The sequence below is a fragment of the Parabacteroides sp. An277 genome, from assembly GCF_002159645.1.
Classification (GTDB): Bacteria; Bacteroidota; Bacteroidia; order Bacteroidales; family Tannerellaceae; genus Parabacteroides.
The window spans coordinates 22,045-34,171 of the sequence record NZ_NFJB01000020.1 but is presented as its reverse complement, the minus strand read 5'-3'; the positions used below and the strand labels follow the sequence as shown (position 1 = coordinate 34,171).

Annotated in this window: 10 protein-coding genes; 7 read left to right on the top strand and 3 right to left on the bottom strand. The window is 46.4% G+C overall.

The features are described 5' to 3' along the window. The first annotated feature begins 120 nt into the window (after positions 1 to 120). The gene (gene argS, locus B5F77_RS09425; RefSeq protein ID WP_087330134.1) at positions 121 to 1,914 is read left to right on the top strand and encodes an arginine--tRNA ligase; all 1,794 of its coding nucleotides are present in this window, start codon (positions 121 to 123) and stop codon (positions 1,912 to 1,914) included. Here argS and mnmD read toward each other — a convergent pair. Then, the gene (mnmD, locus tag B5F77_RS09420; protein ID WP_087330171.1) at positions 1,865 to 2,593 is read right to left on the bottom strand and encodes a tRNA (5-methylaminomethyl-2-thiouridine)(34)-methyltransferase MnmD; all 729 of its coding nucleotides are present in this window, start codon (positions 2,591 to 2,593) and stop codon (positions 1,865 to 1,867) included. The two genes, argS and mnmD, sit on opposite strands and share 50 nt — an antisense overlap. 954 nt (positions 2,594 to 3,547) lie before the next feature. On the opposite strand from mnmD, the gene B5F77_RS09415 reads away from it, so the two are divergent. Next, entirely contained in the window at positions 3,548 to 4,195 is a 648-nt protein-coding gene (locus tag B5F77_RS09415; RefSeq protein ID WP_087330132.1) for a hypothetical protein, read from the top strand. Here the strand turns inward: B5F77_RS09415 and B5F77_RS09410 are convergent. Then, positions 4,149 to 4,802, bottom strand: a complete 654-nt coding sequence (locus tag B5F77_RS09410) for an HAD family hydrolase (RefSeq protein WP_087330130.1) — start codon at positions 4,800 to 4,802, stop codon at positions 4,149 to 4,151. The genes B5F77_RS09415 and B5F77_RS09410 overlap by 47 nt on opposite strands. 105 nt (positions 4,803 to 4,907) lie before the next feature. Then, complete coding sequence (rpsA, locus tag B5F77_RS09405) at positions 4,908 to 6,689, bottom strand: 30S ribosomal protein S1 (protein ID WP_087330128.1); 1,782 nt, start codon at positions 6,687 to 6,689, stop codon at positions 4,908 to 4,910. Positions 6,690 to 7,065: 376 nt separating this feature from the next. Here rpsA and B5F77_RS09400 point away from each other — a divergent pair, with 376 nt between their 5' ends. From B5F77_RS09400 to B5F77_RS09380, 5 genes are read left to right on the top strand one after another with little or no spacing between them, the layout of a single operon-like run. Beyond that, positions 7,066 to 7,986 (top strand): Mur ligase family protein, encoded by a 921-nt coding sequence (locus B5F77_RS09400; protein WP_087330127.1) that lies wholly within the window; start codon positions 7,066 to 7,068, stop codon positions 7,984 to 7,986. After that, positions 7,983 to 8,534, top strand: coding sequence for a DUF4924 family protein (locus tag B5F77_RS09395; protein WP_087330125.1), 552 nt, complete (start codon positions 7,983 to 7,985; stop codon positions 8,532 to 8,534). Before B5F77_RS09400 ends, B5F77_RS09395 begins: the two co-directional genes overlap by 4 nt. Before the next feature lie 2 nt (positions 8,535 to 8,536). Further along, positions 8,537 to 9,421, top strand: coding sequence for a dTDP-4-dehydrorhamnose reductase (gene rfbD, locus B5F77_RS09390; RefSeq protein WP_087330123.1), 885 nt, complete (start codon positions 8,537 to 8,539; stop codon positions 9,419 to 9,421). A gap of 9 nt (positions 9,422 to 9,430) precedes the next feature. Further along, complete coding sequence (locus tag B5F77_RS09385; protein ID WP_087330121.1) at positions 9,431 to 11,011, top strand: peptide chain release factor 3; 1,581 nt, start codon at positions 9,431 to 9,433, stop codon at positions 11,009 to 11,011. Positions 11,012 to 11,023: 12 nt separating this feature from the next. Next, positions 11,024 to 12,040, top strand: coding sequence for an FAD:protein FMN transferase (locus B5F77_RS09380; RefSeq protein ID WP_087330119.1), 1,017 nt, complete (start codon positions 11,024 to 11,026; stop codon positions 12,038 to 12,040). Positions 12,041 to 12,127 lie beyond the last annotated feature (87 nt).

The following is a 12,127-nucleotide window of genomic DNA, read 5'->3' as shown; positions in this document are numbered from 1 at the left end:
CGGGACATGGAGCTTTTTCGGAAGCTCCTGTCTCAGGGGCTCTGTGTTTTTATTATATTATGGCCGTTATATCGCCGAAAAGCCGTACCTTTGCGGCAAAATAGATTAGAAGAAAGAAATATGGGTATAGAACAGCAAATTACCGGGTCGGTGGTGGCCGGTATCAAAGCACTGTATGGGGCAGAAGTGGATGCCGCACAAGTACAGTTGCAGAAGACGAAGAAGGAGTTTAAGGGACATTTGACGTTGGTCGTGTTCCCTTTTTTGCGTATTTCAAAGAAGGGACCGGAACAGACGGCTGAAGCCATAGGCGAATATTTGGTACAGCACGAACCGGCGGTGGCGAGCTATAACGTCATCAAAGGATTCTTGAACTTGACGGTAGCCAGTGGATGTTGGATTGGTTTGTTGAACGAGTTGAACGCCCAGCCGCATTACGGTATTCGCGAGGCGACGGCCGATTCTCCGTTGGTGATGGTCGAATATTCATCGCCGAATACGAATAAACCTTTACACTTAGGACATGTGCGTAACAACCTCTTGGGTTATAGCCTTTCGCAGATATTGGCAGCCAATGGGAACCGGGTGGTCAAGACGAACATTGTGAACGACCGTGGTATCCATATCTGTAAGTCGATGTTGGCTTGGAAGAAGTGGGGCGAAGGTGCCACACCGGAATCGACGGGAAAGAAGGGCGACCACCTGATAGGAGACTTTTACGTTCTCTTCAGTAATAAGTTGAAAGAGGAGACCGCTGCCCTCGAAGCACAAGGTATGACGAAAGAAGAGGCCGAGGCTGCTTCTCCTTTGATGCAAGAGGCACGCGAGATGCTCCGCCAATGGGAAGCCGGCAACCCGGAAGTGCGTGCACTCTGGAAGATGATGAACGATTGGGTCTATGCCGGTTTCGATGAGACATACCGCTTGATGGGCGTTTCGTTCGATAAGATTTATTACGAATCGGATACTTATTTGGAAGGTAAGGCAAAGGTACTTGAAGGATTGGAAAAGGGTATTTTCTATCGCCGTGAAGATGGTTCGGTATGGGCTGATTTGACGAAGGAAGGGTTGGACGAGAAGCTTCTTCTTCGTGCCGACGGGACTTCGGTGTATATGACGCAAGACATCGGTACGGCGAAGTTACGTTTCGACGATTTCCCCATCAACAAGATGATATATGTCGTGGGTAACGAACAGAATTACCATTTCCAGGTGCTTTCTATCTTGCTAGACAAGTTAGGGTTTGCTTTTGGCAAGGGACTGGTGCATTTCTCGTATGGCATGGTCGAATTGCCCGAAGGAAAGATGAAGAGCCGCGAAGGTACTGTGGTCGATGCCGACGATTTGATGGAAGAGATGATTAACACCGCCCGCGAGACCTCGCAAGAACTGGGTAAGCTCGACGGACTGACGAAGGAAGAATCCGAAAACATTGCCCGCATGGTTGGTCTCGGCGCCTTGAAGTATTTCCTCTTGAAGGTGGACCCGCGCAAGAACATGACCTTCAATCCGAAGGAATCTATCGACTTTAATGGCAATACGGGACCGTTCATCCAATATACGTATGCCCGCATTTGCTCTGTCTTGCGCAAAGCGGCCGAGCAGGGTATCTCGTTGCCTGCAGCTTTGCCTACGAATTTCGAGATTTCCGAGAAGGAAGAGGGCTTGATTCAGCTCTTAGCCAACTTTGCTTCGGTGGTGAAAGAGGCCGGCGACACGTACAGTCCGGCGTTGATTGCCAACTATACGTATGACCTCGTGAAGGAATTCAACCAATTCTACCACGATTATTCTATCTTGCATGAAGCGGACGAACAGTTGAAGACGTTCCGCCTTGTGCTTTCGGCCAATGTGGCAAAGGTGGTCAAGGAAGGCATGGCGTTGCTGGGGATTGAAGTCCCGGAACGGATGTAATTCGCTTCCGACCTCTCAAGATATGACGCTTGCCTGGAGGACCGGGCAAGCGTTCCATTTCAAAACCGGCTGCTTGCATCCCGCGCCGCACTTCCCCTTTGGCGCAATAGGTCGTCAGCACAGCTCCTTCCGCCGCACATTGGTATAGTTTTTCATACATGGCTTGCGTCCACATCTCCGGTTGTTTTTCAGGGGCAAACGCATCGAAATAAATCAGATCTATATTCGAAGGAAAGGTGCACAGGCGGCAGTCTCCTTGTATCTTATGCAGGACGAACCAGTTGCTTATCCGCACCTCCTTATTCCATGCCGCCTCGTGCAGGGCAAAGAACAAATCCTTTCGTTCCGGCCAAATCCGATCGCCATAGTTTAGTGCTTTGATCGTTTCCGGAGGCAGAGGATATAACTCGATGGTATGGTAAACAATCCGCTGGCAAGCCGCCTCTTCGATGGCTTTCAGTGTAAGCAACGCGTTCAGTCCCGTGCCGAAACCGATTTCGAGCAGTTGGATTTCCTTTTTCGGGACCTCCTGCAATCCGGCGCGGATAAAAATATGTTCCGATTCTTGGCACGCGCCGTTTACCGAGTGGTAGTGTTCGTTCATCTCCGGCACGAAGAGCGTATGGGAGCCGTCGGCCGTCAGTTGCAATTCCCGATGTATCAGATGTGTTGTTTTCATGCCTGCAAAGGTACAGAAATTCTTCTGTTCTTTTCTCTTGAAAGAAAAGAACCAAAAGTTCAAGGCTACACTTCAGCGTCTACAAATGGGGGTGTGGAGCTAAAATCTCGGGAAACTCGCTTCGCTCAAACAGCCGAGATTTTTTCACACTCCACACCCTCATTTGCTTTACGCCGCTTTCGTTAGGTCAACTTCTTTAAGCCGATTTGTCCTTGTTCTCCTTTTTGCTTTTCTCTTCCGAATGACTGAAGTAAGCTAGAAGCGTTGCATCTGGCTTCCCGCTGCGTTGCATGGTTCTAGAAACAATGATTCTAGCTTTATGCAGTGTTGCATGGCCTTAGAAACAATGATTCTAGCTTCATGCAGTGTTGCATGGTCCTAGAAACAATGATTCTAGCTTCATGCAGCGTTGCATGGCCTTAGAAACAATGATTCTAGCTTCATGCAGCGATGCATGGTCCTAGAAACAATGATTCTAGCTTTATGCAGCGATGCATGGTTCTAGAAACAATGATTCTAGCTTTATGCAGCGTTGCGTGGCCTTAGAAACAATGATTCTAGCTTCATGCAGCGATGCATGGTTCTAGAAACAATGATTCTAGCTTTATGCAGCGTTGCATGGCTTTAGAAACAATGATTCTAGCTTTATGCAGCGTTGCATGGTTCTAGAAACATTGATTCTAGCCTCGCACAAATGAAAATGCAGCCCAACCGGCCTAACGAAAGAGGCGTAAAGCAAATTCCAAGCGAAGCGTGAAAAAATCTCGGCTGTTTGAGCGAAGCGAGTTTTCCGAGATTTTAGCGGAGCGAAGCGAATTTGTAGCCTCTGGAGTGTAAGCCTTGATTTTTTGGTTCTTTTGCATCAAGGCAAAAGAACAGTTTTAGTTTTTTAAGAGAAAAACGGGAGAAAAGCGGCGGGGAAGGCATATCTTTGCCCCCGAAGATTTTGTGCGGATGATAAGGTTTTGGTTGTTAAGTTTGATAGGTTTGCTGGCTTCGGCCGAAGGGCTGAGGGCGCAAGTGTGGAGCCGGGAAGACTCAGTCCGGTTGGCGAATATCCTTTCGGGGAAAGATACACTGCGGTTGAATCCGGAGTTTCAACGTGCTATTCAAGACGGGACGTTTATCAATGCCCATCCGACCTTGAAGATGCAGGAAACCGACAAGTCGGACATACCTATTATCAAAGACTTTTCGGATTATATCCGCCCGGACGAGAAGACGCTTTACGACGGCCGTTCGTCTGTTATCATTCCCCAGATGCCGCCTCAGGCCGCGATACGCCAACTGGAACCTGCGCCAAAAGAGAAATTACGGATGAACCCGCAAGCCTTTTCAATACCCGGTGCGGTTAAACGGACACCTATGCGAGGAATCGGTACCGACTTCAACCATGTTCTTTCCTACCTTTTTTCGAAGAAATATCGCCAGCATGTGAAGAATCGCCAGCGTGCCGCCAGTTGGAAATACAACGACCTGCCCAGTTCGGAACTATACCGAAAGCAGAAAGCCTTTCGTGAGGCGCATCCGGAATTAATCCACAAGCCTGATAGCATTAAGCCCCTCGAAACGCTAGAATATCCGCAGCCTGCCGAGCCATGAATTTCGGATGGAAAGCCTCCAGTTCGCTGGCCGGACGGAATCCCCACGTGACGCCACACGCATCCACGCCGCTCTGAAGCGCCGTCTGCATGTCTACGTTCGAATCGCCGATATAAAGCGTCTCCTCTTTCGATACGCCGGCGATGGCGAGGATATCGTACACGATTGTCGGGTCTGGTTTCGTCGGGATGCCTTCGCGTTGCCCCAAGATGGCCGTGAAATGTATATGCGGAAAGAAATGAGGCACGAGTTTTTCGGTGGCCGCTTGGTATTTATTGGAAGCGACGGCTATTTGGGCACCATCCGCTTGCAACGCTTGCAGCAATTCCGGAATACCAGGATAGGGACAACTCTTGTCGGCGTTATGGATATCGTAGTAGGCCAAAAAATCCCGGCGAATAGTTTGGATATTCTCTTCTGTCTTTTGTCCTTCCGGCAAAGCCCGTTCGAAGAGTTTATTGATGCCATTTCCCACGAAGAAGTTATACTCGCTCACTTCGTGCGTGGGGAAACCATTCTTTTCTAATGCGTAATTAGTGCTATGAGCCAAGTCGGCAATGGTATTGAGCAACGTGCCGTCCAAATCGAATATAAATAAACGTTTCATGTTTTTTCTTTTGCCTGCAAAAGTAGGAAAAGCATTTTATATACGCAAAAAAGCCGACCCCTAACCTGTAGGAGCCGGCCCAAAGCTTATGAAATCTTTATGGAATTATTTACCTGAAAGTTTGTCTCTCAATGCAGCTAATTCTTCGATATCGCCCAACGTAGTCTTCTCTAACGGAGTAGAGAGGATATTGTCTTCCTTCTTGTTGTGCTTAGCCTTCTTTTCTGCAGCAGCTTCGCGTTTAGCGTTCTTTTGCTCATCTTCGAATACGCGGCTATGCGAAAGGATGATACGTTTAGCTTCCTTGTTGAACTCGATTACCTTGAACGGCAACTTCTCATCAACTTGGGCTTGCGAACCGTCTTCTTTCACCAAGTGTTTCGGAGTAGCGAATCCTTCTACGCCATAAGGCAATGCGATAACGGCGCCCTTATCCAACATCTCTACGATAGTACCTTCGTGGATAGAACCTACCGTGAAGACAGTTTCGAATACATCCCAAGGATTCTCTTCGAGTTGCTTGTGACCTAAGCTCAAGCGACGGTTTTCCTTATCGATTTCCAATACCTGAACTTCGATATCCGCACCAATCTGCGTGAATTCAGACGGATGTTTGATTTTCTTCGTCCAAGAAAGGTCTGAGATGTGAATCAAACCGTCAACACCTTCCTCGATTTCAACGAATACACCGAAGTTTGTGAAGTTGCGAACCTTAGCCATGTGACGAGAACCAACCGGGAAGCGTTCTTCGATGTTCTCCCATGGATCCGGTTTCAGTTGCTTGATACCGAGAGACATCTTACGCTCTTCGCGATCGAGCGTCAAGATAACAGCTTCTACTTCGTCGCCCACCTTCATGAAGTCCTGAGCCGAACGCAAGTGCTGTGTCCAAGACATTTCCGATACGTGAATCAAACCTTCTACGCCCGGAGCGATTTCGATGAATGCACCGTAATCAGCCATCACGACTACTTTACCCTTTACGTGGTCGCCCACCTTCAAGTTCGGGTCAAGAGCGTCCCAAGGATGCGGAGTCAGCTGCTTCAAACCAAGGGCAATACGCTTCTTCTCGTCGTCGAAGTCGAGAATAACCACGTTAATCTTTTCATCCAAATGAACGATTTCTTCCGGATGCGAAACACGTCCCCAAGAAAGGTCTGTAATATGAATCAAACCATCTACGCCGCCCAAATCGATAAATACGCCGTAAGAGGTAATGTTCTTGACTGTACCTTCCAATACTTGGCCTTTTTCCAGCTTGGAGATGATGTCTTTCTTCTGTTGTTCCAATTCTGCTTCGATAAGAGCCTTGTGCGAAACAACCACGTTCTTGAATTCCTGATTGATTTTAACAATCTTGAATTCCATTGTCTTACCAACGAATACATCGTAGTCGCGAATCGGCTTCACGTCGATCTGAGAACCCGGCAAGAAGGCTTCGATGCCGAATACGTCGACAATCATACCGCCCTTCGTGCGACATTTGATGTAACCCTTGATGATTTCGTCATTTTCGAGTGCTTCGTTCACACGTTCCCAAGAGCGAGAAGCACGCGCCTTTTTGTGAGAAAGGATTAATTGTCCTTTTTTGTCTTCTTGGCTTTCAATGTAAACTTCTACTTGGTCGCCAATTTTCAAATCCGGATTGTAACGGAATTCCGACATCGGAACGACGCCGTCTGATTTGAATCCAATGTTTACAACAACTTCGCGCTTGTTCATTGCTGTAACCGTACCCATGACCACTTCCTTTTCCTTTACCGTGTTCAGGGTCTCGTCATACGTTTTTTCAAGGTCTTCCTTGCTTACGTTTCCGTAAGATTCGCCCTTTTCAAGAGCATCCCAGTCGAAGTTTTCGATGGGCTGAATGTTCTTTAAATTTTCCATTCTAAATTTGTTAATACTAAAATTGTTTTGTTTGTTTAATTAGTAAGTTAGACATTATGTTGCCTCTCTCAAAAATCGGTTGCAAAGGTAATGCTTTTTTCTGATTGACAAGTTTATTAAACGTTTTTTTCGTACAAATCGAGCCGATTTGTAGGGCGAAGGGGCGAAAAAGTCCTGCTTATGCCCTTTTTATGGTAGTTATGAACTTTTCGGATGATAACTATAAACCTTTTCAATCATAACTATAATCTTTTCCGATTCTCGTTATATTTCATGAGGTTTCTGCCTGGATTTGGAAAGGATAGCGCATAGGCGTTAATTTTCCCTTGGGTGAATCGTTCCTTTTTCGTACTTTTGCAAGCATAAAATCCAAGCAATGCGAAAGGTTCATTTAATTTCAATCACGGATCCACTTATGTTGGAATTGGCTTTGGCCATCCAGGAAAAGGGATATGAGGTTAGCGTTTCGGGGGGAGCTCTCTCGGATGCGTTGTTAGACGAGTTGCGTCATCGTGGGCTTACGTGTTATGGAAATGGTTGGTTTCCGGAACGATTGACCAAAGATACTTACTCGGTTGTGTTGGGACGCCAAGTGCAAGGCGATAACCCGGAGCTTCAACGTGCCCGCGAGTTAGGCTTGTTGACGTTGTCGGTACCCGAGTTTATTTATCAACGGACGAAGTCGAAGACGCGCGTCGTCGTAGCAGGTAGCCGGGGAAGAAGGGCTATTTTAGCGATGATTATGGCCGCTTTGAAACAGCAAAAGTATGCGTTCGATTATGCTTTAACCAGCGAAGTGCCGCATCTTGCCACGCATTTGCATTTTAGTTATGAATCGCGGATTGCCTTGATAGAAGGCGATGAACACGTTACCTCTCTTTTGGAAAAACGTTCGCAGTTAGAATTTTATCGTCCTCATATTGCGGTTATGACGAACTTGGCGTGGGAATCCTCGCACGACCATGCCTCGCCTGAAGCCTATATGAATATGTACCGTTATTTTTCAACTTCGATTGAGCGCGAAGGAAAGCTTATATATTATGGTGGAGATCCGACCATCGACGAATTGGTGCAAGGCATCCGGGCAGACATTACGGCTATTCCTTTTGAAGAACATCCGACGGTGTGCCGCGATGGACAGGCATTTCTCCAGACACGTTACGGAGATTATCCGATACGGGTATTGAACCGTTATTTCTTGGTCAATGTGAATGCCGCCCGGTTGGCTTGCCGGCAATTAGGTATAAAAGATTCCGACTTTTATCAATCAGTATCTGATTTTACATTATCCTTATGATTATAGCTCGTCAGAAAAGAAAAGAAAACATCTGCGAATACTTGCTTTATATGTGGCAAGTAGAAGATTTGATTCGCGCGAACCATTTTGATATGGAGGAAATCCGCCGAAATGTTCTTTCACGTTATCAACAACCCGAGGAGACGATGCGTGAAATAGAACAATGGTACGAAGAACTCATTGAAATGATGCGTAGCGAAGGCGTTAAGGAATCAGGGCATATTCAATTAAATAAGAACGTGGTCATTACTTTGACTGATTTGCATCTCCGCCTTTTGAAATCTCCGCGTGAGATGGTTTATGGAGCGGCTTATTATAAGACGTTACCTTATATCGTCCAACTTCGCGCGAAATCGGGAGGTACGGATGTAGCTGAATTGGAAACCTGCTTTACGGCGGTCTATGGTTATTTGGTATTGCGCATGAAAGGGCAAGAAGTGAGTCCCGAAACGTTGGAAGGCATCAAGCAAATTAGTTCCTTTCTGGCACTTTTGGCGGCAAAATACCGAGATGATATGGAAGGAAAACTTGAATTAGAAAATGAATAGCGATGAAAACCGTATTGGTATTAGGGGCTAAAGGGCAATTAGGATGCTCGCTCCAAGCAATCGCACCGGCACATCCTGGCTTTCAATTTCTCTTTTGGGATAAGGATGAGTTTAATATGGTGCATTATTCGGATTGGGATACGCTTTTTTGTGTGCAAAAGAAGTATAAGATAGATTGGATTGTGAATTGCGCGGCTTATACGAATGTGGAGAAGGCAGAGACAGAACGTGATGCTTGTGAAAAGCTGAATGTGGACGCGGTTCGTATGATGAGCGACTTCTCACATAAATTCGGTTTCAAAGTACTGCACGTATCGACCGATTTTGTGTTTGATGGAGAACATTTCTTACCTTATACGGAAGATAATCCAATTCGTCCGTTATCCTGGTATGCCAAGACGAAAGCGATGGGTGATTATCAGGTATTGTTGCGTTCGATGGAAGCTGTTGTCTTGCGTACGTCATGGCTTTATTCCGAATATGGAGCTAATTTTGTCAAGACGATGTTGCGTTTAGGAGCCGAGCGGGAAGAGATAAAGGTGGTATGTGATCAAGTTGGTACGCCGACGTATGCGGGAGACTTGGCTTTTGCCATGATGGAAATCTTAGAAAGTGATTCGCGCGGTGAGTTGAAAGCGGGACTCTACCATTATTCGAACGAAGGCGTGTGTAGTTGGTACGATTTTGCGCATGAGGTGATTTATCAAGCGGGTTTGCCAGCTCGGGTGCTTCCTATCGAAACGGGTGAATACCCGTCTGTAGCATCTCGTCCGTGGTATAGTGTGTTAAACAAAAAGAAAATCAAACAAGCATGCGGATTACAGATTCCGCATTGGACGGATAGCCTTCGTACTTGTTTAGCTAATATGAATGCATTGAAGAAATAAACAAAAGAAATGGGCCAATTTTCAGAAGAAATCAAAAGGAGAAGAACATTTGCAATTATTAGTCATCCAGATGCGGGTAAAACAACATTGACAGAGAAGTTGTTGCTCTTCGGTGGAGCTATCCACGTGGCGGGTGCAGTTAAATCAAATAAGATTAAGAAGACGGCGACGTCGGACTGGATGGAAATCGAAAAGCAGCGCGGTATCTCCGTGGCTACGTCCGTCATGGCGTTTGATTATGCCGACCATAAAATAAACATCCTCGATACGCCCGGACACCAAGACTTCGCCGAAGATACTTTTCGCACGCTCACGGCGGTGGATAGCGTTATCATCGTTATCGACGTGGCGAAGGGGGTAGAAGCTCAGACACGCAAGCTGATGGAAGTCTGCCGTATGCGCAAGACGCCCGTCATCGTCTTTGTGAACAAGATGGACCGTGATGGTAAAGACCCCTTCGATTTGCTGGACGAAATCGAGGAAGAACTCCACATTCACGTCCGCCCGCTCAGTTGGCCAATTGATATGGGCCAGCGTTTCCGTGGTGTTTATAATCTTTACGAGCAAAAACTTAATCTCTATATGCCGAGCAAACAATACGTAACGGAAAACGTCGAGTTTAAAGATATCAACAGCCCGGAATTGGAGAACTACATCGACCCGGCTCAGGCCGCAAAGCTCCGCGAGGATGTGGAAATGATTGAAGGCGTTTACCCGGAGTTCGACGTGAATACCTACCTGTCTGGCGACATCGCTCCGGTGTTCTTCGGCTCCGCGCTGAATAATTTCGGTGTTAAGGAGCTGCTGGATTGCTTTATCCGTATCGCGCCTTCGCCCCGACCTGTTCAGGCTCTGGAACGGGTGGTTGATCCGGAAGAGGATGCGTTTTCAGGCTTCGTCTTCAAGATTCATGCCAATATGGACCCGAATCACCGCAGCTGCATCGCTTTCGTGAAGGTTTGTTCCGGAAAATTCGAGCGCAACGTGAATTACAAACACGTCCGCTTCGGGAAGATGATGCGCTTCAGCAGTCCTACGGCTTTCATGGCGCAAAAGAAGGAAGTGGTGGACGAGGCTTTTGCTGGCGACATTGTGGGTCTGCCCGATACGGGAAATTTCAAAATCGGCGATACGCTTACCGCAGGCGAAGAGCTTCACTTCAAGGGCCTCCCCAGTTTCTCGCCGGAAATGTTCAAATACATCGAGAACGCCGACCCGATGAAGGCAAAGCAACTGAACAAGGGCATCGAGCAACTGATGGACGAAGGCGTCGCCCAGCTTTTTACCAACCAGTTCAACGGCAGGAAGATTATCGGTACTGTGGGCCAGCTCCAGTTCGAGGTAATTCAATACCGTTTGCTTCACGAGTACGGTGCGCAATGCCGCTGGGAACCCCTCAGTCTTTACAAAGCTTGCTGGATTGAAAGCGATAACGCCGAGATGCTTGAGAATTTCAAAAAGCGTAAAGCGCAATACATGGCGTTGGATAAGGAAGGCCGCGATGTTTATCTCGCCGATTCCTCTTATGTCTTGATGATGGCACAGCAGGATTTTCCGGATATTAAGTTCCACTTTACATCGGAGTTTTAATTAGAATTAAGCATGAAGAATTATATCCTATTTGTGTGTTTGTTTGGTTGGCTAGTAAGTCTTGTTAGTTGCCAATCAGTTTCGAAACAGTATTATACATATAGTGGGCAATTGCATACGCCTTTTCATATTAAATATGAATATAATGAACCGCTTGATGAGGAAATAAAAGCAGAATTGGATCGCTTTTATCAATTGTTTAATGTTTTTGATTCGACATCCGTTCTTTCGCAAATTAATCGAAATGAATTGGATGTAGTTGAGGATTCGACTTTATTGACAGCATTACATACGGCTTTAACACTTTCTTCTTATACAAATGGTGCTTATGATATTACGTCAGCCCCACTGATTAATCTTTGGGGCTTCGGTTTTAGTAAAAAGGATAGTGTTACGCCAGCACATATCGATAGCATTCAGCAGTTCGTGGGGTATCAGAAATTGCATCTGAAGGGTAATCGCATTCAGAAGGAGGATGCTCGAATGTCGTTGAATTGTTCTTCGTTGGCCGATGGAACCGTATGCGATATGATTGCCGATATGTTCGATAAGCATGGCATTCAGAATTATATGGTTGAGTTTGGGGGAGAAATAGTTTCGAAGGGTATTAATCCACGGGGTGAATATTGGCGCTTGGGGATTACACGTCCGACAGATGATGCTTCTGGATTGAACCAAGAACTTCAGGCAACGATTCATTTGAAAGGTTCGCGTCGGGGGATGGCTACTTCCGGCAATTACCGGAATTTCTATTTGAAAGAGGGAAAGAAATATGCTCATACTATCGATCCGCGTGCCGGCACACCGGTTCAACGGGATGTGTTAAGTGCAACGGTTATTGCTCCAACGGCACAGTTGGCAGATGCTTGTGCGACGGCTTGCATGGTGATAGGTTCGGATAGTGCGGCTGTCTTAAAGCAACAGCTTCCCGAAATAGAATATTTTCTGATTTGTTCGGATGATTCGATGGAATATAAATATGTAGAGTCGGATGGATTTAAAGATTATTTAATCCAGTTGAAAGAGTAAAAACGAAAGGCGACAGATGGAACAAACAGGGGTTGAAAAAAGTAGCAGACTATATTTAAAAATGTTGTTTTCCTGTTTGTCCATCCG

Excerpts from the sequence above, each read along its gene's own strand:
- mnmD (WP_087330171.1), bottom strand. The coding sequence starts at position 2,593 with ATGAAAACAACACATCTGATACATCGGGAATTGCAACTGACGGCCGAC.
- B5F77_RS09415 (WP_087330132.1), top strand. The coding sequence starts at position 3,548 with ATGATAAGGTTTTGGTTGTTAAGTTTGATAGGTTTGCTGGCTTCGGCC.
- rpsA (WP_087330128.1), bottom strand. The coding sequence starts at position 6,689 with ATGGAAAATTTAAAGAACATTCAGCCCATCGAAAACTTCGACTGGGAT.
- B5F77_RS09385 (WP_087330121.1), top strand. The coding sequence starts at position 9,431 with ATGGGCCAATTTTCAGAAGAAATCAAAAGGAGAAGAACATTTGCAATT.
- B5F77_RS09410 (WP_087330130.1), bottom strand. The coding sequence starts at position 4,802 with ATGAAACGTTTATTTATATTCGATTTGGACGGCACGTTGCTCAATACC.
- B5F77_RS09400 (WP_087330127.1), top strand. The coding sequence starts at position 7,066 with ATGCGAAAGGTTCATTTAATTTCAATCACGGATCCACTTATGTTGGAA.
- B5F77_RS09395 (WP_087330125.1), top strand. The coding sequence starts at position 7,983 with ATGATTATAGCTCGTCAGAAAAGAAAAGAAAACATCTGCGAATACTTG.
- rfbD (WP_087330123.1), top strand. The coding sequence starts at position 8,537 with ATGAAAACCGTATTGGTATTAGGGGCTAAAGGGCAATTAGGATGCTCG.
- B5F77_RS09380 (WP_087330119.1), top strand. The coding sequence starts at position 11,024 with ATGAAGAATTATATCCTATTTGTGTGTTTGTTTGGTTGGCTAGTAAGT.
- argS (WP_087330134.1), top strand. The coding sequence starts at position 121 with ATGGGTATAGAACAGCAAATTACCGGGTCGGTGGTGGCCGGTATCAAA.